Origin of the sequence: Brevibacillus sp. NSP2.1 (genome assembly GCF_000470975.2) — a bacterium.
Taxonomy (GTDB): Bacteria; Bacillota; Bacilli; order Brevibacillales; family Brevibacillaceae; genus Brevibacillus; species Brevibacillus agri.
In genome coordinates, this window is record NZ_CP048274.1 from 3,745,993 (window position 1) to 3,766,536 (window position 20,544).

Here is a 20,544-nt window from a genome sequence, read left to right on the forward strand (position 1 = left end):
GTCTCTTCTCTCCATCCTGTCTATTATACAAGAGCTGTCATTCGCTGTCACTGCATACGGTTTTTTGGCAAAAAAAGACAAAAGATCAGGAATGGTAGCGAAAACTCTCCACTCAAAAAAAGCGCTGCCCGGTAGCAGCGCTTGCAGCACACTTTTGAACTTTTCTCTCAAGTAAACATCATGTACAAAACGATAGCCAGGCAAAGGACGGCAAACGGGATGACGACACTCAACACAAAAATCGGTCGATAGGCCCGCTGATGGGTTTCATGGCAGACCGCGCGCACAGTCGTCACGATGTATCCGTTATGCGGCAGCGAGTCGAGAGCGCCGGAAGCGAGCGCAGAGATGCGATGCATGGCTCCCCGGTCCAGACCTTGGCTCATGTAGATCGGCGCCAAAATCGGCAGGGCGATGCCCAAGCCACCGGAGGCAGAGCCTGTGATCGCGGCAATCAGCGTGACAGACAGGCCCAGACTCACGTATTCCAGGCCCTCCAGCCCCACGAGCGTATCCACAATCGCGCTAAAAGCAGGGACCTTCGCCGCCACAGCTCCGAAGCCGACGACCGCGCACGTATTGGCCGTGGCGATCAGGGCGTTTTCTGTCCCTTTGGCAAACATCGCCCAGTAATGTCTCGCGTATTTGTTCATCAGCACAAGCCCGGCGAATATCCCGATCAAAAGCGCGATCAAAACGGCGGAAGTAGTGGAAATGTAAGAGGACAATAGGTTGAGCGCTGCGACAACGAGGACGAGCGGAGCTATTGCCAGCAAAATAGGCGGCAGCTTCGTCTCGGCTGCTTCTGCGGCGGTCGCCGCGACTTCCTCGTTTGCCGAGCCGGCTGCTTTCGGGTCGTACGTATATCCGAAGCCTTCGCCGCTTTTCACCGCTTTCGCAACGGCGCGGCTCAAGTAAAGCCCGCCAGACACCATCAGCAACAGCGCCATCGCGACGCCGATCCAGCCGCCCGCCCCAGGCGTCGTCCCGAAAAACTGGGTCGGAATCAAGTTTTGAATTTCCGGCGAGCCGGGGGACGTCATCGTGAACGTAATCGAGCCGAAGACGAGCGCGGCGGGAATGAACCGATGCGGAAGGTCGGCTTCCTTGAACAAGGCTACCGCAATCGGATAGACAGAAAAGGCGACGATAAATACACTGACGCCCCCATACGTCATGATCGCGCACGCCGCCACGACAGCGAAAACGGCCCGACCCGCTCCGAGCTTTCGCCGTACCCAGTCGGCGATCGCTTTCGCTGCCTGCGTGTCCTCCATCACTTTTCCGAAAACAGCGCCGAGCAGAAACGTCAAAAACCACGATTTAAAAAAGCCCGTGAACCCGTCCATGTAATGGGTCGACATCGCTTCTTCCAGTCCCAGCCCGCCGCTTGCCGCCACCACGGCAGCGCACACGATGGCCGCGACGATGATGTTGATGCCGCGCATCGTCAAAAAGATGAGCAGACCTAATCCAATTATCAAGCCGAAAAAGCTGAGCAGCATGCCCTCATCTCCTCACGCATTTTGTAGCTTGCCGCGAAAATCGTAGTCATAGGCAATGTGATACAGCCGGACAATCTCCTCAACTGTAGGAATTTTCGGATTATTACCCGGACTTCCGCTCGCCAAAGCGTCCACAGCCATCTTGGGCGCGGCCTTCTGGAAGGCCTGCTGGTCAATTCCCCAATGGCGCAAGCTCGGAATGTGCAAATCGAGGCACAAGCTCTTGATCTCTTCGATTGTCGCTTCTGCCGCCTGCTCGTCAGAAAGCGCTTTGATTTCCGGCTGCATCAGCCTTCCGATTTCGGCGAGCCTGCCCACTGCCGCCTCTTTTGTATAGGCCAGCACGGCAGGCAAGAGCATCGCGTTTGAGATGCCGTGCGGGACGTGGAAAACGGCTCCGATCGGCCGGGACATGCCGTGCACGAGCGCGACAGACGCATTGGAAAAGGCGGCGCCAGCCAGCATCGAGGCAAACGCCATCTTGTCCCGGGCCTCGAAGTCCGCTCCGTCTTCGTACGCGCGCCGCAAATGGGTGGCGATCAGCTCAATCGCCGTCCTTGCCCATATGTCGGTAGCTGGCTGGGCGCGCCGGGAGAGGTAGGCTTCAATCGCATGGCAGAGAGCATCAATTCCTGTCGCTGCCGTAACATTCGGCGGGCAGGACACGCTCAACAGCGGATCGACAATCGCCGCGTGCGGCAGCAGCGTGGGGTCTGCGAGCATCATTTTCACCTGGCGGGCCGTATCGGTAATGACGGTCATTTTCGTCACTTCCGAGCCTGTGCCTGCGGTCGTCGGCACGGCAATCAGCGGCAGCGGCTTATTGACAACCGTTTTGGCTTTGGCGACGTACTCCGCGATCTGCCCTTCATTGGTCATCAGCAAAGCGACTGCTTTTGCCGTATCGAGGCAGCTCCCGCCCCCTACGGCCACAATCACGTCGCACCGTTCGTCCCGGCAGAGGGCCAGCGCTTCCGCGAGATGAATGTCCGTCGGCTCTGAATCCACTTTCGCATAGGTGACGCAAACGAGGCCCTGCGCCTGCAAGTGCTCTTCGCAGGCAGCTACATTGCCCACCTTTTCCATCACCGGATCGCTAATCAACAATGCTTTTTGCCCCAGTCGCCGCGCTTCCTGGCCGACCTCGGCAAAGCTTCCTTGCCCGTAGACGATGCGCTGCGGCATCAACAGTTCATGAAACGCCATGACGGCTCCCTCCTTGAATGGGGGCAAACGCTGCGCTCGCCCCCTGATCCGTTTCTTTAGACAAATCAGAACCAGCGGGCGGTCACCGTTTTTTTGCGGGTGAAAAACTGGACGCCATCTGTTCCGTTCGTGCCCAAATCCCCGTAAAACGACGCTTTGTTGCCAGCAAAGGTGAAAAACGCCATCGGCGCAGGCACGTTGACATTCACGCCAATCATGCCGGCATCAATATTTTCGCGGAAATGGCGCACGTTTTCGCCAGAGGTGGTGTAGAGTACGGCTCCATTGGCAAAATTCGATTTGTTCGCCAGCTCGATCGCTTCATCCAGGCTTTTCACCCGGACGATGCTCAAGACCGGGGCAAAGATTTCGTCCTGCCAAATCTTCATCTCCGGCGTGACCCCTTCAAAAATGGTCGCCCCGAGGTAGTAGCCGTCCGGCAGCTCCTGCATCACGCTTCTGCCATCAAGCAGCAGGCTTGCTTCTTGCTCTTCGCCGCTCTCGATATAGCTGAGCGCCCGCTTGCGGTGCGAATCGCGAATGAGCGGAGCGATAAAAGCCGATTCGTCCAGCGTATCGCCTGCCAAAAGCTGCTTCGCCTCCTCTACGAGACGGGCGATAAACGCATCGGCAATATCCTCCATGACACACACGACAGAAGTTGCCATGCATCGCTCTCCGGCACTGCCAAAAGCCCCGTTGATGATTCCTTGCACGGTTTTCTCCAGGTGGCAGTCGGACATGACTACCGCGTGATTTTTCGCCCCGGCGAGAGCCTGGACCCGCTTGCCATTGGCTGCTCCGGTTTTGTAGACGTACTCCGCCACTGGCTGGGAGCCGACGAAAGAAATCGCTTTGATGGCGGGATGCTCCAAAATGCCGTTGACGACGTCGTGGGCGCCGTGCACCATGTTCAGCACCCCTTTTGGCAGACCTGCTTCCATCATCAGCTCTACCAGCTTTTCAGCCAAAAGCGGCGTGCGCTCGGACGGCTTCAGCACAAAGGTGTTGCCGCATGCGAGAGCGAGCGGGAACATCCACAGCGGAATCATCATCGGGAAGTTGAACGGCGTAATGCCAGCCACTACCCCAAGCGGGTAACGGTACGTGACCCCTTCGATGCCCGTGGCAATTTCCGGCAGCGCCTGCCCCATCATCAGCGTAGGAGTCGCGGTAGCCACTTCCAGCGCCTCAATGCCGCGCTGCACCTCTCCGCGCGAGTCTTTGATGTTTTTGCCGTTTTCTTTCGTAATGATGACCGCCAACTCTTCGGCGTGCTCCACCAGCAACTGATGGTAGCGGTACAAAATGCGCGTGCGGTTGGGCACAGGCGTTTTTCGCCACCAGGTGTACGCTTCCTCCGCCGCCTTCACCGCCGCCTCCAGGTCTTCGCGGGAAGACAGGGGGACTTCGGCAATCACTTGCCCCGTGGCCGGATTGATAACCGCTTCGAAGCGATCGGAGCTGGACGGAATCCACTCGCCGTTAATAAAGTTGCGGATGCGTTTGACCGCTGTTGTCGTCATGAAAAACTCTCCTCTCCGTAAATGGTTACGATTGAACCGCGCTTTGCGACTGGCAGATGTAGGCGTACAGGGCAGCCATATCCTGCTCGCCAAAGCCGGCTTCCTGCGACTGCTCGTAAATCGCGAGCAGCTCGGCCGTGATCGGCAAGGACAGGCCGGACTGCTGCGCCATCTCCTGGGCGATCCGCAAGTCTTTCAGCAGCAAATTCAACGAGAAATGGGGCGCGAAATCGTTGGGGGCAATGAAGCTTTTGTAATTGCGCTCGTAGATGCGACTCTGCCCGTAGCTGACATTCAAAATGTCAAACAGCAGGTCGAGGTCGAGGCCCATCTGCTTTGCCAGCGCCACCCCTTCGCTGACCGCAGACGTGTAAAAGCCGATCAGCAAATTGTTGATGAGTTTGACCGCCGTGCCGCTGTCCACTCGTTCCCCGACGTGAAAAATATTTTGGCCGAGCGCCATAAAAACCGGATAGACGCTGTCGTACAGCTCCTTCGGGCCGCCGACCATAATCGTCAACGTCCTGTTTTTCGCCCCGACAACCCCGCCGCTGACAGGGGCGGCCAAATACCCGATTCCCTTTGCCTGGCTCGCCCGTGCCAGCCGCTCGTTCAACTGGGGCGTTACTGTGCTCGTATCGACTACAGTCTGTCCGGCCCGCGCATGTTCCAGGATGCCGTCCAGGCCTGTAAAAACGCTTTCAACAATGTCCGGCGAAGGCAGGCTGGTGAGAATGACGTCTGTTTTTTGCACGACCTCCGCGACCGTCAAGCCCGTCTTTCCGCCGACGGCTGCAAATTCCAGCTCCGCCTTCGCATTGACGTCGAAGCCGTACACTTCATAGCCCGCTTGTACCAAATTGGTCGCCATGGGCATTCCCATATTGCCAAGACCGATGATGCCGATTACAGGTGTATCCGCCATATACTTCCCCCTCTGTCATTTGTTCGCGCTGGCAGCGGTTGCGAAAAGTTTCCTTGACGAAGCTGGCATTCCCAAGCCTGAAGCCGCCGAAAGTCCCCGCTTCCCCCGGAGCGCAAGCGCTCCTTTTTGACTATCGTTATCTAGCACATTGCATGCCAGCAGACGATGATGTTGCCGCGCCGCTTCTTTTTTGAGTCTGACTGTTCAGAAAATACAAAAAGTGTCCAGACATTACACAACGATTGTCTAGACACTTTTTTCAGCGACCGCCTGCTTACCGCTTAACCCAGTTGATACTTGTTCAGCTTGTTGTACAGCGTCGCCCGGGATATGCCGAGCTTTTTCGCTGTCTTGGACTTGTTGCCGTTCATTTCCTGCAGTACTTCGAGGATGCGCTTTTTTTCATCCTGCTGGCCGCGCTTGACCGAGACAGGCTGCTTCCATGACGCGCTTGGCTCCTGCTCGCCACGCCAAGCCCCTTTGCCGAAAAAAACTTCCGGCAAATCACTCGTCCGGATGCGATCGTCCTCGGACAAGGTGACGAGCCGCTCGACCGTATTGACCAGCTCGCGGATGTTGCCCGGCCAGTCGTAGTTCATCAGCAAAGACATCGCTTCCTTGTCGATGTCTTTTGCCGGCATGTTGTTTTTCTGGCTGATCGCTTGCAGTTGGGCGGCGATCAACAGCGGGATATCTGTCCTTCTTTGTGCCAGCGGCGGAATGTGAATCGGAATGACGTTCAGGCGGTAGTACAAGTCTTTGCGGAACGTCCCCTCCCGCACCATTTCCTCCAGGGAGCGATGGGTAGCCGCCACCAGGCGAAAATCGACAGGTATGCTCTTCGTTCCCCCGACCCGCTCTACTTCCCGCTCTTGCAGCACGCGCAAAATTTTCGCCTGCATGTGCAGCGGCATGTCCCCGATCTCGTCGAGAAACAGCGTCCCTTTGTTCGCCAGCTCGAATTTGCCTGGCTTTCCGTCTTTTCGCGAGCCGGTAAATGCGCCTTCTTCATAGCCGAACAGCTCCGATTCGAGCAAATTTTCCGGTATAGAGGCGCAATTGACACTCACGAGCGGTCCGTTTTGAAACGGGCTTAAATAATGAATCGCTTTGGCAAACAGCTCCTTGCCCACACCGCTCTCTCCGGTCAACAAAATCGTAGCGGACGTTTGTGCGGCGCGGCGGGCGATTTTTTTCGCCTCGGCAATCGACTCGCTTTCTCCGATGATCTGGTCAAAGGTGACTTTGTTGCTTTTCGGCTTCGGCGATTCGAACACGATCCGGTTGTCGCCGATTTTCTCGTGCAAGATTTGCATGCGCTCAAAAATTTTGTACAGCTCCGACACGCCTTCAAAAATCAGCATGCCGACTGCGCCGATGACCTTGTTGTCCTTCCAGATCGGGATGCGGTGTACGACCATGTCCTGGCCGAGCAGCCGATGCGCCTGGTTTCGCTCCGGTATCCCTGTTTGCAGCACGACCGGCAAACGCGTATTTTCGATCACTTCCTCCACATAACGCCCGACGACATCTTCTTTGCGCACACTGATAAAGCGGCAGTACGCATCGTTCATCATTCGTATGTAGCCGCGCTCGTCCACGATCGTAATGCCTTCGTACGCGGTATCGAAGCAAACTTTGAACCATTCGATTGAATTTTCAAGCTCTTTCAACCGTTTTTCGGCTTCCTTGTACTTTTCCCAAATCAATTCGGAGCCGGATGCGCCCGTGATATCCATTTCGCTTTCTCCTATCTGTTTGTTTTCGTTTACAAAACAGTTATTTTGATAGGAAAAAGAGAGGGCATGCGCCCCCTCTCCAAATGTTAAATCCCGTCTTTCTCTAAATCAGCAATCAACGTTTCGAAGGTCGCTTCTACTTGCTCCCACTCTTCATCGTCTTCGATTGGCTGCAGCATGTCCGTACCGTCGTAGCGCAGGAAGTGAACCTCGTACTCTTCTTCTTCCTCCTGATCGACCGGAACGAGCACCAGGTAGCTGCGGTCCTCGATATCAAAAATGTACATGATCCGAAAATCGCGCGGCTCCTCCGTTCCCTCTTCTGTCAGGGCAATCACGTCGCCTACTTCGAATTCTTCCATCATCTCTTCACTCACTTTGGGTCACCTCGATTTCGCGTCCAAAAATCCTTGCAGGATCAATGTGGCCGCCATTTTGTCTATTACTGTCTTGCGCTTTTGACGGCTGACATCCGCAGAGATCAGCATGCGCTCCGCTGCCATCGTCGTCAATCGCTCGTCCCACATGTGGACAGGAAGAGATGTCCGTTCCTCCAAAAGCTTGCCGAATGCCTGGCACATCTCGGCGCGCGGTCCGATTGTGCCATTCATGTTTTTCGGCAATCCTACTACGAAAGCACCTACTTGATAGTGCGCTACCAATTCCTGGATGCGGGCCAAATCTTTTTCCTTTGATTGCCGCTTGATCGTTTCCACCCCTTGGGCGGTCCACCCCAGCTCATCGCTGACCGCGATGCCAATCGTCTTGTCGCCTACATCCAATCCCATCAATCTCGTCATGTTCAAGGTCTACTTGCGCTCGGACAAGTAAACGGTCACCAACTCTTCTATGATTTTGTCCCGTTCCAGTTTGCCAATCAGGCTGCGCGCGTTGTTGTGGCGAGGGATAAACGCCGGGTCGCCAGAAAGCAAGTAACCGACGATCTGGGTGATCGGGTTGTATCCTTTTTCCTGCAGGGCTTTGTACACCTCTGTCAATGTTGCCTGCACATCCGCCGTATTCGCTTCCTTGGGCACCGTGAATTTCATGGTATTATCCAACGAACTCACAATCAACACCTCGATTTCCTTCAAGACTTAAAGGTTGTATGGACTTTTCGCTTCCTTACTGTATTCGACTCGGATGCAACCTACTCCTTGTCGATTTTGCAAATTTCTTGGCGGGAATCGGCTATTTCGCTACGGCCTGGCTTTTGACCAGCTCCGCGACCGCATCCAATGCCTCTTGCAGCTTGGAAGGATCTTTTCCGCCCGCCTGCGCCATGTCAGGACGACCGCCGCCGCCGCCGCCGCAACGGGTTGCCACTTCCTTGATGATTTTTCCGGCGTGGATGCCTTGATCCATCAGGTCTTTGGTGACGCCAGCCACGAGATTGACCTTCTCGCCATCGACGGAGCCGAGCACGATCACTGCGGAGCCGAGCTTGTTTTTCAGCTCGTCCACCATGCCGCGCAGGTTGTCCATGTCAGAAGCCGATACGCGGGTAGCGAGCACGTTCATGCCGTCTACTTGCTTCAGTTGATCGGTCAGGGATGCCGCTTCGATGTTGCCCAGTTTGGCACGCAACGATTCGTTTTCACGCTGAACCTCTTTCAGTTGCTGCTGCAAGCTCTCCACGCGCGCAGGCGCTTCTGCCAGCACAGGTGCTTTCAGTGCGTGAGCCACTTCTTTGAGCGTCGTGAACTGCTGGTTCAAGAACTGGTAAGCCCCGCGTCCGGTCACAGCTTCGATCCGTCGCGTACCCGCGCCGATGCCGCTTTCGCTGACCAGCTTGAACAGTCCGATTTCGGCCGTGTTATTGACATGGCATCCGCCGCAAAGCTCCAGGCTGTAGTCGCCGACTTTGACCACGCGCACGATGTCGCCGTATTTTTCGCCAAACAGCGCCATCGCGCCCATTGCTTTGGCTTCCGCCAGCGGCTTGTTGGAAATTTCGACAGCCAGGTTTTCCCACACTTTTTCGTTGACGATCGCTTCGATGCGCTCCAACTCTTCCGGCGTGATCGCGCTGATGTGCGTGAAGTCAAAGCGCAAACGCTCCGGTGCCACGAGGGAACCTGCCTGATTGACGTGCGTGCCCAATACGTCTTTGAGCGCCTGGTGCAGCAAGTGTGTCGCTGTATGGTTTTTCGTAATCGCCAGGCGAGCTTCGCGGTTTACTTCCGCGCGAACAGTGTCGCCTTTGCGCAGTGTGCCTGCTTCGATGGTGACAGAGTGAACGTTTTGGCCCTTTGGCCCTTTTTGCACATCTGTCACGCGCGCTTTGACAGAATCGGAGAGCAAGTACCCTTCGTCGTTGATCTGACCGCCGCTTTCAGCGTAGAATGGCGTCTGGTCGAGAATGACCTGTACCGTTTGGCCTTCTTCTGCTTCGTCAGCCAACTGGTTGTCCAAAATAATCGCTTCTACTTTTCCTGTTGCTACCAATTCAGTATAACCAACAAACTCGCTTGTAACCGTCAATTCGGACAACGGCCCCCCCTGGATTTGCATGCTGTCCACGTCCTGACGGGCTGCACGCGCACGTTCGCGCTGCTCCTCCATCGCTTGCTCGAAGCCGTCGCGATCCACTGTCAGACCTTGCTCGTTCGCGAAGTCCTCTGTCAGATCGACCGGGAAGCCGTATGTGTCGTACATTTTGAACACATCTTGACCGGACAGTTGCGATTGGCCGCTTTCTTTTGCCGCCTTCACCATCTCGGACAGGATCGCCAGTCCGTCGTTCAGCGTCTCGTGGAAGCGCTCTTCCTCCGCACGGATCACTTTTTCAATGAACTCGCGCTTTTGCACAACTTCCGGGTAAAATTCGCCCATCATTTTGCCGACTGTTTCGGTCAGGCTGTACAGAAACGGCTTCTCCACACCGAGCTTTTTGCCCATGCGCACAGCGCGGCGCAACAGACGGCGGATGACGTAGCCGCGGCCTTCGTTGGAAGGAAGCGCTCCGTCCCCGATCGCGAACACGACAGTGCGCGCGTGGTCCGCAATGACTTTCAGCGCTACGTCCAGCTCTGGGCTTGTCTTGTACTTCACGCCGGAGATCGCGCTCGTTTGCTCGATCAGCGGGAACAACAGGTCTGTTTCGAAGTTGTTGTCCACGCCCTGGAGAATGGAGGCCATCCGCTCCAGCCCCATGCCGGTGTCGATGTTTTTCTTAGGCAGCGGCGTGTAGGTGCCGTCCGGGTTGTGGTTGAACTGGGAGAACACCAGGTTCCACACTTCGAGGTAACGCTCGTTTTCGCCGCCCGGATACAGCTCCGGATCGTTCGGATCGTTGCCGAACTCCTCTCCGCGGTCGTAGAAAATTTCCGTATTCGGACCGCTCGGACCTTCCCCGATGTCCCAGAAGTTGCCTTCCAGACGGATGATGCGCTCTTCCGGAATGCCGATTTTTTTGTTCCACAGCTCAAACGCTTCTTCGTCTTCCGGGTGAATGGTGACGGAGAGCCGCTCCGGATCAAAGCCGATCCATTTCGGGCTGGTCAAAAACTCCCATGCCCACTCAATCGCTTCTGCCTTGAAGTAGTCGCCGATAGAGAAGTTGCCCAGCATTTCGAAGAACGTATGGTGGCGAGCCGTGCGGCCAACGTTTTCAATATCGTTGGTACGGATTGATTTTTGCGAATTGGTGATGCGCGGATTGTCTGGAATGATGCGGCCGTCAAAATACTTTTTGAGCGTCGCCACGCCGCTGTTGATCCACAAGAGGGACGGGTCGTCGATTGGAACAAGCGGAGCACTCGGCTCGATGCGATGTCCTTTTTCTACAAAAAAATCAAGGAACATCTGGCGGATTTGATTGCCTGTCAGCTTCTTCATCTGCATTCTCCTCTGTTAAGAAAAATAAATAAAAAAGCTCCCATCCCCTCAGGGACGAGAACTGTTTTTTCTCGCGGTACCACCCTGCTTACAGACTCCATTGCAGGCCAAAAGGCGCGGACAGTCTGTCGCTTTTGGGCATGTAACGGTGCCAACCCGCCGGTTTTTGCCCGGTCTTAGGAGTAGCCTTCCGTTGCACTTCTTCTGAGCGCCCTCTCAACCGTGGAGCACCCTCTCTGTAGAAGGTCTGCAACGTACTCGTTCCCTCATTGATCTCACTTGTACTCATTTGTTCGTATTATAAATTTTTTTCCTGATCCATGTCAACTTTCATGCATCATGACGGCGATTCGACTGATGACCACCTTGCATACGGCGAGCACAGGCACCGCCACGATCAGGCCGATAATGCCCCCGAGCGTCTCCCCGACCAGCAGCGCCACAATGATCGTCAGCGGATGCAGTTGCAAGGAGCGTCCGACGATGTTGGGCGACAAGATGTTTCCTTCCACCACCTGTATGACGAGGTTGACGGCGATGACGAACAGCAGCATTTTCGTCGAGATCGTCAAGGCGACGACCATCGCAGGCGCAGCGCCGATCAATGGCCCGATGTAAGGAATGATGTTCGTCAGGCACACGACTGCGGCGAGCACGAACGGATACGGCATGCCGATCAGCCAATAGCCGAGGTAAGCCAGCACGCCGACGACCAGGGCCACGATCATCTGCCCGTGTATGTAGTTGCCGAGCGATTCGTTGATGTCCCGCAAGACGACCAGCACCTGCTTGCGGTACGACTTGGGCACGATCGACATGCCCGTCTCATGCAGCGCCTTCATGTCTTTTAAAAAATAGAAGGCGATAAACGGAACGATGGCGAAGGCGAACAGCTTGCCAAGCGAATTGCGCGCGTTGTTGACGAGCTTGGTCACAGAGTGGGACATCCCTTCCTGCGACTGGATAATCACCCGGTCGACCCCGTGCGAGATGCTGTCCGGCAAAAAGTATTTGTGCGCCTCCCACTCGCTCATCCACGTGTAGTACCACTCCATCAGCCGGGGCAAGTCGTCGGACAGCTCCACAAGCTGATTGGTGAAAACGGGGATGGCGTTGATGACAGCGACCGTGATGACCAGCACAAACGATGCGTAAATAAGCAGAACGGCCATCAGCCGTGGGACTCTCCTTTTTTCCAGCAGCACGACAATCGGGTGCAGCAAATACGCAATGACCAGGCCCAGGATGATGGGAATCAGCACTTCCTCCAAAAGAGCAAAAAGCTGGGCAAGGACCGGGCGAAGCATCCACAGCAGGTTGCCGATGACGAGCAGCGCGATCAGCCAAAGCGCAGCAGCAAACAGACGGCTTCGGCGCAGTTCATCCACGAAGGACACCTCCTCTCCATTTCCATTAGGGTGTGTTCTTCGCACAAAAATCATGTAACCTATTGACACCCGGAATACGCCGCAGTAGTATGGAGTTACAAGAGGATATCTCCAAAGGGGAGTAGCTTTTTCGCAACATAGTCGTCATTACGGGAGAAATCCCCGGCTATGTTGGCAACATGCTTTTTGGATGTTGTAAGCAAGACCTTTGCCTAACAGGTAAAAGGTCTATTTTTGTTTTCAAACGACCTTTGCCTGTCCAGGGAAAGGTCGTTTTCTTTTGTCTCCCTTTACACACACTATTAGGAGGTATCGAGAAAACGGCCGGTGGATGACTCGCTTTATTTTCAAACAGGATGAGGAGGAGGAAGAGAAAATGGAATTATTAATGCAACCTGAATTTTGGTCCGCCCTGCTTGCCATCATCGTCATCGACCTCGTGTTGGCCGGGGACAACGCGATTGTCATCGGGATGGCCGCGCGAAATCTGCCTGCCGAACAGCAAAAAAAGGCAATCGTCTGGGGAACGGTCGGTGCGATTATCATCCGGGCTTTGGCGACGCTGGCCGTGGTCTGGCTGCTGAAAATCCCTGGCCTGCTGCTTGTCGGTGGCTTGATCCTGATGTGGATTGCCCTCAAGCTGCTCGTCTCGGATGATGGCCACGAAAACATGAAGGCAAGCGGAAGCCTTGGCGCTGCGATCTGGACCATCATCGTGGCCGATACGGTCATGGGTCTCGATAACGTCATCGCCGTTGCCGGTGCTGCGCATGGTGATTTTCTGCTCGTCATCATCGGGCTGGTCATCAGCGTGCCGATCATGGTGTGGGGAAGCACGCTGATTTTGAAAGTCATGGAGCGTTTCCCGATCGTGATCTACATCGGGGCTGGCGTTCTCGCCTATACGGCCGCAAGCATGGTGACAACCGAAAAATTCCTGGTGCCGTTCTTCACCGCGTACCCGTGGGTCAAATGGGTGTTCATCGTCGCTGTCGTCGTCGGCGTGCTGTTGATCGGACGCATGAAAAGCCAGCAGCAAAAACGACTGGCCGAACAAAACTAAGCTGTATTCCAAAGCTCCGTCGCCTCGATGCGACGGAGTTTTTTCATGCACAAAAAAAGCACCCGAACTCATCCTATGTTCGGGTGCTTCTGAACGTTCCTGTTGCCGCCACTTCTCGTTACCGGGTAACCGCACGCATCAGCTTGCGTCCCGTCTTCATCATCCGCGTCACATCGCGCATGGAGAAGGGCAACTGGTTCCAATTCAGCGAAAACCGACTGCGGCGGCGTGGGGCCATCAAATAGCCGATGACAGCCACAATTCCGCTTGTGGCAAGGACGCGCAAAAGGCTTCGAGTAAACAAGCGTGCCACCTCCAGTTGTTTTTACCGCATTGAGCAGTAGCTACATGTTCAGTTGTGCGGAAACGGTTTGATCTTCAATAAACAGATCGTTGAGCGAATGCAAGGACCCGTCTTCCTCCACCTGGTAGACAGAAGCAATCTGCTCGTTGGAAACGCTCATCTCTATAAAGCAATTCCAGCAGTAGTATTGATTGGTTCCAATCTTCCCTACGTCTTTGGAACTGCAGTTCGGGCAAATGACACGCATCACGCTTTTCCTCCCTTATCACGCCTGGCTACGAACAAAGTCCGGCACGATCAGGTTTTCCTCCCCGATGATGACGGAAGCCGGTGCAGACAGGCGTTTGCGCCCTTCTGTCACATCTGCAAACCAGCCGTTAGACAGTTCGTACCCTACAAGTTTCTCCCAGTTCGCTGAAAAGTAAACATCTTCCAGCCTGCCGAGAAGTTCTCCGGAAGCGGTAATGACCGCTTTTCCTTTTAGCTTTGTTTTTCCCGTCACGATGCCGACAGGTTCAAAACCGGCGAGATGAGGCAAGGGCGTGATCGCGTCTTTCCCCGTTACGGTAAGGCAGGACTCCCCTACCGCGTGAATCTGTTCGGTAGGAATATAGGTGCCTGAATGGAACCAACCCTGCTCGCTCAGCAAGACTCCTCGTACATGCCAAGTGGAGTCGCAAAGAATGTCACGAACGGTGCCAAGCGTCTCTCCGGTTTGGAGGCAAACTACTGGCAAGCCGACTGCATCCATTGCCTTGCGCATGTGGGACATCCCCCTTCCGCTCTTTTAGTATCGGGCGAAAGGCGCATGTCCATTCGGCGCAAATGGTTCCAGCTTTACTCCTGCTTCAGCCGCTCCTGCAAAAAGCTGTACCGCACACCTTCCTCGTCGGTTTCCACGGCTGCGCGAAACGCATCCGGCTCCCCGCACATGATGAGAAAAGACTTGCTCCGCGTAATGCCCGTATAAACGAGCTTGCGCCTGAGCATCCGGTAGTAGCTTTTGACGAACGGCATCACGACGATCGGAAATTCGCTCCCTTGTGATTTGTGTACGGAACAGCAGTAGGCAAGCGTCAGTTGATGGTAATCCGAACGCTTGTACACCACTTCCCGATTGTCAAAGGCAGCAACCAGCATCTCCTGGTTTTCTGCGTTTTCATTCGGGAAAAAAATCGCAACAATTTCACCCATATCACCGTTAAACACCTGTTCCTCGGCATTATTCACCAACTGCAGGACTTTGTCGCCTGTGCGAAAAGTCGTGTCCCCAAACGTCACCTCGCGCTTTTGTGGCGTTTTCGGGTTAAACAGCTCCTGCAGTTCTTCATTCAGCCGGTTTACCCCGGCATTTCCTTTATAAATAGGTGCCAAAACCTGTACATCTTTTGCCGTATATCCTTTTTTTACGGCTCCCAGGCAAATTTGTTTCACCGCTTCGGGGACATCTTGTGGCGAACTTGTGAAAAATCGCCTATCCGGGGTCGTATCGAGCAAATCGGCCGGAACGTGTCCTTTGCGCACATCATGCGCCAGCCGGATGATGGTAGACTCTTCGGCCTGGCGGTAAATCTCCGTCAACTGCACCAGCGGCAGCAGGCCGGAGCGGATCATGTCGAGCAGCACGTTACCCGGGCCGACGGACGGCAACTGGTCGGGGTCGCCGACCATGATGATCTGCATGTCGTCCGGCACGGCGCGAAACAACTGGTTCGCCAGCCAAATGTCGACCATCGACATCTCGTCCACGATCAACAGCCTGCCGCGAATCGGATGCTCGGCGTCGTGCTCGAAGCTCTCGCCTTTGTAGCCCAAAAGCCGATGGATGGTCATTGCAGGCAAGCCCGTCGTCTCCGTCATCCGTTTGGCAGCGCGTCCGGTCGGGGCCACGAGCAGGATCGGGAACGGATTTTCTTCGTTGTATTTTTTCAGGTCGAGCGACAGTCCGTGCAACTGCGAAAAGACGCGGCAAATCCCGCGAATCACCGTCGTTTTGCCCGTACCCGGTCCACCTGTGAGTAGCATCAGCCCGGATGTAATCGCCTGTTCAATCGCATCCCGCTGCGTCTGGGCATAGCTGATTCCAAGCTCGTCCTCCACGGCTCCCAGGGCCCGGTAAAATTCGGAGGCCGGAAACGATCCGAACGAATCGCGCCGGGCGAAGTGCCGCAGCCTTTTCGCCAAGCCCAGCTCCGCAAAAAACAGGGAAGGCAAATAGACGCGCTCGTCCTCCCAGGCAACTTTGCTCGCGACAAACAAAGCCTCGACAGCGCGCGTAATGTCTTCGCCGGAAAAAGCGTGCCCGCCGCACTCCGTCAACAGGCGGAGCGTCTTTTCACACAGCTCATCCACGGGCAAATAGACGTGGCCCTCGGAATAGGACGCCTCCTGCAGCACGAACAAGGCCGCCGCTTTTACGCGCTCTTCCGATGAGGCCGCTATGCCTGTCGCGCGGGCGATATCGTCTGCCCGCTTGAACCCGATTCCGGTAATATCCTCAATCAGCCGGTACGGCTCTTCCTTGAGCACCGTCATCGTCTCCAGCTTGTACGTCTGGTAAATCCTGAGCGCCATGTTCACGCCAATCCCGAAGTCGTACAGAAAGACCATCGCGCTCTCCAGCGAGCGATGCTCCAGGACGGACTCGTAAATGAGCTTGGCGCGCGATTCGGAAATGCCCTGGATTTCGGCAAGCCGCTCCGGATGATCTGCAATAATCGTCAACGCATCTACCCCAAGGTGCTCCACGATGCGCTTCGCCATCTTTTTGCCGATGCCTTGAAACAGCCCGCTGGCCAAATAGCGCTCCACGCCTGCCAACGTCTTCGGCGTTTCCCGCTCGTAGCGCTTGGCTACGTACTGCTGTCCAAAGCGCGCATGGGTCTTCCACTCGCCGTAGAACGTGTACAGCTCGTCCGGGTGAGGACGAGGGAAGTTGCCGACAATGATGACGTCCGATTCCTTGATCGCTTCCGTCGTCTCTTCTATTTTTAGACGAATCACGCCGTACCACGTTTCTTCGTTGTAAAAAATTTCTTGTGTCATATAGCCGCGAATAAAAGTTTCCGCAAACAGGGAGATTGATTGCTGCTCCTCCATCTCACCCTCTCCTCTCTTGCCTGCTCAAAGACGAGCAAAGTGGCACGAACAGAAAAATCCACTTTTCCTGTTAAAGTGGATTTTTCTCGTAGTCATACGTTTTAAATTGTAAAGCGTTTTACTTGCTCTGACAACTGCTCCGCCATCTGGGCCAATGTTTCGGACGCTGCCGTCATTTCCTCGGTCGTCGCAGTCTGCTGTTCGGAAGCGGCCGCTACCTCCTGCGTATCCTTCGCGGCCGTATCCGCCAGCTCAGCGATTTTTTCGGAGTGTTCGACGAGCCGGAGCGTATCGCGGTGAATGGCCTGCGCGGCCTCGTTCATGCGGTACACTTGCTGGCTGACGTCCTGGACGGCGACCAAAATTTGCTGGAAGCTCTCGCCTGCGACGGCTACGCCGCCTCGTCCTTTCTGAACCGCTTCTGTCGTCGTCCCCATCGCCTGGACGGCCGCCAAAATATCGGTGTGAATCGTATGAATCAGGGAGGCAATCTCTTCTGCAGCATGCCCTGACTGCTCCGCGAGCTTTCGCACCTCCTGCGCGACTACGGCGAAACTTTTCCCTTGTTCGCCTGCGCGTGCCGCTTCAATCGCCGCATTCAATGCCAGCAGGTTCGTTTGATCGGAAATTTGCCGGATGATCGTGATGATCCCGATGATTTTTTCCGATTGCATACCCAGCTCGCGGATGACCTGCTCGGTATTGCGGGCGTGGGTCGTAATCTCGTCCATCTCTTGCACAAGCCCTTTCAGCTTGCCCTCGCCATCCTGCGCCAAGCGGAACGCCTGTGTCGCATCGGTATTGACCCGCTCTGTGGCGGTCGCGATTTGCTGGATGTCGCCGCCGATCCGCGTCAAAAACCGCGTCGTATCGGCTACCGTCTGTTTTTGCGCCTCAGAGCCAGACGCGATCTCTGTGGAGGCGAGCGAGATTTGCTCCGCGGCGCGAGCGCTTTCTGCGGCACTGGCCGTCATTTCCTCGGAGGCGGCCGCCACCTGCTGGGACACGCGCTGCACCTCGCTCAACATGTTGCAGAACACTTCCATCATCTCGTTGTACATCGCAGACAGCTCGCCAAGCTCGTCCCGCGAGCGGACAGTCGCCCGCTTGGTCAGATCGCCTGCCTCGGCTATCTTCATCGCCGCTACCAGCTCCTTCAACGGACGAACGAGCCTGTTGACGATAAAAATTCCGGTAGCGAGCGCCACGATTGCGCTGATTAGATTCAACAAAAACATCACCGGACGGCTGCTCTCGATCGGCGCGAGCAAGTCGTCCTGATAGCTGCCGATGGCGAGAATCCATCCGTTCGGCAAAGCCTCGTACACGGCCAGCTTCGTCGCTCCCTGGAACTCGTATTCCAGCCAGCCGTTCTTCTTGCTCAGCATCTCCTGCATGAACGCCTCGCCCGCAAGCGACGTATTTTGCACGCTCGGGTCAGGGTGGAAGATCGGCACCCCTGTTTCATCGACAATATAGGCGTAGCCGACCATGCCATTCGGCTTGTAGTAGCTGTCGGCTACCTCGCGAATGATTTCATCAATTTTCTGTCTATTTCCGTCATTGAGCGTCGTCGCCTGGACGTAAGGGGCCAGTTCCCGCGCTTTCATTTTGGTTATGTATTGCAAGTCGGAAACAGTCAACCGATAGACTGCACTCCGAGCATTTTCAAACTGGATATACCCGACTACCATCAGCGGAAGCATGGTCAGGAAGAGAATGGTAAGCACCAGTTTGTAGCGAATCGAGAAACGTCTGGCCATCATGATTTTCCTCTCCTTTAAGATGCCGAAAGATTTGGTTCTTCCGACATAGTTCTACAGAATCATTTTATCATTGTCATCCACAATTAACCACAAGTGCCACATAATTAGAAAAATTGGTTAGAAAAACAAAAGCAGATTGCAAACTATGCTTGCAATCTGCTTTTTCTTTACGTCACGGTCGTCGTCGAGGTCGGGGCGTAGCTGACGATTTCCAGCACGATGACGGTGCTGAGCGCAATCGTCTGGCCGGACGGCACGGTAATGTCCAGCTTCCTACACCCGCACCGCCCGGCGTATAGGTGGTAAGCCCGCCCATTTGCATGATCCCGTTGATGTACACGTTGTAGTAGCTGTTGTTGCCGTTCAATCAACCATTTTTTTCCACGGGACAAAAACCAATAAAACTTGGCTGTGCCAGGCGATTGGCGAAGCTTTGGTTGCACAAAAAACCGCTCGGAGGCACTTTCCTGCTTCCGGGCGGTTTTCGCTGGTTTGTCGTGTGTTCCATTACTTGCTGCGCACGAGACGATTGACGATTTGCGCCACTGTCTGCGCGGCTTGTCTTGCTTCCTCGACGGTGTTCGTAATGCCGAAGCTGAAGCGGATCGCGGACCGGGCGATTTCGTCTTCCAGTTGCATCGCCACGAGCACGTGCGACAGCTCCAGGGAGCCTGACGTGCACGCCGAGCCGCTGGCGGCTGCGATTCGCGCCAAATCGAGATTCATCAGCATCGTTTCCGTGTGTACGCCCGGGAAGCTGACATTGAGAATGTGCGGCAGCACGTTTGTCGGGTGTCCATTGACGTGGAAAGCGATTCCCGCCTCTTCCCAAACCGCGCGCATGGCAGCCTTCATTTGCTCGTATTTGGCAACGCGGTCTGCCATCTCCTCCGTCGCTACTTTTGTCGCTTCGGCAAATCCGACGATTCCCGCCAGATTTTCCGTGCCTGCCCTGCGCTTGCGTTCCTGCGACCCGCCGTGCAAGATCGGCGAAACCGGCACCTTGCGCCCGAGGTACAGGGCGCCTACGCCTTTGGGACCGTTGATTTTGTGCGCGGACACGGAGAGCATGTCCACAGGAAGCTGTCTTGCGCGAATCGGCAGCACGCCGAATGCCTGAACGGCATCCGTATGAAAAATAATGCCTTTTTCCTGCAGGAAAACGCCGATTTCTTCAATCGGCTGAATCGTTCCAACCTCGTTGTTGCCGTACATGATCGAGACGAGCACGGTATCCGGTCGGACAGCCTGCTTCACATCTTCCAGCCGGACAGAGCCTGTCTTATCTACAGGCAAATACGTCACTTCAAACCCTGCCTGCTCCAAATATTCGCAAGCGTGCAGGACGGCGTGGTGCTCGATTTGCGTCGTAATGACGTGACGGCCTCGTTCGCGCTGCGCCATCGCCCCGCCAATGACCGCCATATTGTCGGCTTCCGTCCCGCCGCTGGTAAAGATGAGCGATTGCGGATCGGCATCCATAAAGCTTGCGATCGCATCCCGTGCTTGCTCCAGTGCCTTGCGCGCCTCGCGTCCGGCAGCGTGGACACTGGACGGGTTGCCAAATACTTGCGTCAAGTACGGAGTCATCGCCGCGAGTACGCGGGGATGCACCGGAGTCGTAGCAGCGTGGTCAAAATACAACATGTCAGACACTGTGTCACCTTCTACTGGCTTGGTAGCCGTGCTTAAATGTAAAACATATAGTTATCGGTATGCCCGTCGTCTTCATAGCTAATCAAATCTTGCAGCGAGGTGGCATCGAGCACCGCCGAAATGCTGTCGCGAATGCGCAGCCACAAATGGCGCTTCGCCGGGTCCTCTTCCTCCGCAAACTCAACTGGGCTGATCGGCCCTTCCAGTACGCGAATGACATCCCCTGCGGAGATTTCATCCGGTTGTTTTGCCAAAACGTAGCCGCCGTAGGCTCCGCGAATACTTTTTACCAATCCTGCGTTGCGCAAAGGCGCAATCAACTGCTCCAAGTAATGCTCGGACAATTCGTGCTTCTGGGCAATGCTGCGCAAGGAGGTCGGTCCCTCTCCTACACGGTTGGCCAACTCCATCATGATTGTCAGTCCGTAGCGTCCTTTCGTAGAAATCTTCACGTAGCAACTCTCCTCTTATTCTTGTGTTTACCCACTCCCTTAGCCTACATGACTTGGGCGTCCTGGGACACACTA

General features: G+C 55.3%; 18 protein-coding genes. 1 reads left to right on the forward strand and 17 read right to left on the reverse strand.

Going from position 1 to position 20,544, the window contains the following annotated elements; genetic code table 11:
- Positions 1–167: 167 nt before the first annotated feature.
- From M655_RS18265 to M655_RS18310, 10 genes are all read right to left on the reverse strand, one after another.
- The gene (locus M655_RS18265) at positions 168–1,505 is read right to left on the reverse strand and encodes a GntP family permease (RefSeq protein ID WP_035423375.1); all 1,338 of its coding nucleotides are present in this window, start codon (positions 1,503–1,505) and stop codon (positions 168–170) included.
- A gap of 12 nt (positions 1,506–1,517) precedes the next feature.
- Positions 1,518–2,711, reverse strand: a complete 1,194-nt coding sequence (locus M655_RS18270) for an iron-containing alcohol dehydrogenase (RefSeq protein WP_026558414.1) — start codon at positions 2,709–2,711, stop codon at positions 1,518–1,520.
- Positions 2,712–2,776: 65 nt separating this feature from the next.
- Positions 2,777–4,237, reverse strand: coding sequence for a CoA-acylating methylmalonate-semialdehyde dehydrogenase (locus M655_RS18275; protein ID WP_005832498.1), 1,461 nt, complete (start codon positions 4,235–4,237; stop codon positions 2,777–2,779).
- A 25-nt stretch (positions 4,238–4,262) separates the two neighbouring features.
- On the reverse strand, positions 4,263–5,162 hold the full coding sequence (locus M655_RS18280) for an NAD(P)-dependent oxidoreductase (protein WP_005832496.1): 900 nt from the start codon (positions 5,160–5,162) through the stop codon (positions 4,263–4,265).
- A gap of 281 nt (positions 5,163–5,443) precedes the next feature.
- A complete protein-coding gene (locus M655_RS18285) occupies positions 5,444–6,901 on the reverse strand; it encodes a sigma-54 interaction domain-containing protein (RefSeq protein ID WP_005832494.1) in 1,458 nt (485 codons plus the stop codon).
- 86 nt (positions 6,902–6,987) lie between these two features.
- Complete coding sequence (locus tag M655_RS18290) at positions 6,988–7,278, reverse strand: DUF1292 domain-containing protein (protein ID WP_005832492.1); 291 nt, start codon at positions 7,276–7,278, stop codon at positions 6,988–6,990.
- Positions 7,279–7,284: 6 nt separating this feature from the next.
- Positions 7,285–7,701 (reverse strand): Holliday junction resolvase RuvX, encoded by a 417-nt coding sequence (gene ruvX, locus M655_RS18295; RefSeq protein WP_007782299.1) that lies wholly within the window; start codon positions 7,699–7,701, stop codon positions 7,285–7,287.
- A gap of 9 nt (positions 7,702–7,710) precedes the next feature.
- The gene (locus tag M655_RS18300) at positions 7,711–7,971 is read right to left on the reverse strand and encodes an IreB family regulatory phosphoprotein (RefSeq protein ID WP_005832489.1); all 261 of its coding nucleotides are present in this window, start codon (positions 7,969–7,971) and stop codon (positions 7,711–7,713) included.
- A gap of 121 nt (positions 7,972–8,092) precedes the next feature.
- Positions 8,093–10,741, reverse strand: a complete 2,649-nt coding sequence (gene alaS / locus M655_RS18305; RefSeq protein WP_026558415.1) for an alanine--tRNA ligase — start codon at positions 10,739–10,741, stop codon at positions 8,093–8,095.
- 323 nt (positions 10,742–11,064) lie between these two features.
- The gene (locus M655_RS18310; RefSeq protein WP_025847106.1) at positions 11,065–12,129 is read right to left on the reverse strand and encodes an AI-2E family transporter; all 1,065 of its coding nucleotides are present in this window, start codon (positions 12,127–12,129) and stop codon (positions 11,065–11,067) included.
- A 376-nt stretch (positions 12,130–12,505) separates the two neighbouring features.
- Between M655_RS18310 and M655_RS18315 the strand changes: the two genes are divergently transcribed.
- Positions 12,506–13,192 (forward strand): TerC family protein, encoded by a 687-nt coding sequence (locus M655_RS18315; RefSeq protein ID WP_007782307.1) that lies wholly within the window; start codon positions 12,506–12,508, stop codon positions 13,190–13,192.
- A 118-nt stretch (positions 13,193–13,310) separates the two neighbouring features.
- On the opposite strand, the gene M655_RS18320 is transcribed toward M655_RS18315, so the two are convergent.
- The 7 genes from M655_RS18320 to cymR form a co-directional block, all read right to left on the reverse strand.
- Positions 13,311–13,505, reverse strand: a complete 195-nt coding sequence (locus tag M655_RS18320) for a hypothetical protein (protein WP_235694726.1) — start codon at positions 13,503–13,505, stop codon at positions 13,311–13,313.
- A 31-nt stretch (positions 13,506–13,536) separates the two neighbouring features.
- Positions 13,537–13,743, reverse strand: coding sequence for a YrzR-like zinc ribbon domain (locus tag M655_RS18325; RefSeq protein ID WP_005832479.1), 207 nt, complete (start codon positions 13,741–13,743; stop codon positions 13,537–13,539).
- Between the two features lie 18 nt (positions 13,744–13,761).
- Positions 13,762–14,259, reverse strand: coding sequence for a PRC-barrel domain-containing protein (locus M655_RS18330; protein ID WP_005832478.1), 498 nt, complete (start codon positions 14,257–14,259; stop codon positions 13,762–13,764).
- A 74-nt stretch (positions 14,260–14,333) separates the two neighbouring features.
- Positions 14,334–16,595 carry an SF1B family DNA helicase RecD2 gene (recD2, locus tag M655_RS18335; RefSeq protein WP_007782317.1) on the reverse strand — a complete coding sequence of 754 codons (2,262 nt, stop codon included), beginning with the start codon at positions 16,593–16,595 and terminating at the stop codon, positions 14,334–14,336.
- Positions 16,596–16,696: 101 nt separating this feature from the next.
- Positions 16,697–18,361, reverse strand: coding sequence for a methyl-accepting chemotaxis protein (locus tag M655_RS18340; RefSeq protein ID WP_026558417.1), 1,665 nt, complete (start codon positions 18,359–18,361; stop codon positions 16,697–16,699).
- 507 nt (positions 18,362–18,868) lie between these two features.
- Positions 18,869–20,017 (reverse strand): cysteine desulfurase family protein, encoded by a 1,149-nt coding sequence (locus tag M655_RS18345; RefSeq protein WP_007782325.1) that lies wholly within the window; start codon positions 20,015–20,017, stop codon positions 18,869–18,871.
- A 32-nt stretch (positions 20,018–20,049) separates the two neighbouring features.
- Positions 20,050–20,469, reverse strand: coding sequence for a cysteine metabolism transcriptional regulator CymR (cymR, locus tag M655_RS18350; RefSeq protein ID WP_005832467.1), 420 nt, complete (start codon positions 20,467–20,469; stop codon positions 20,050–20,052).
- Positions 20,470–20,544: the final 75 nt, after the last annotated feature.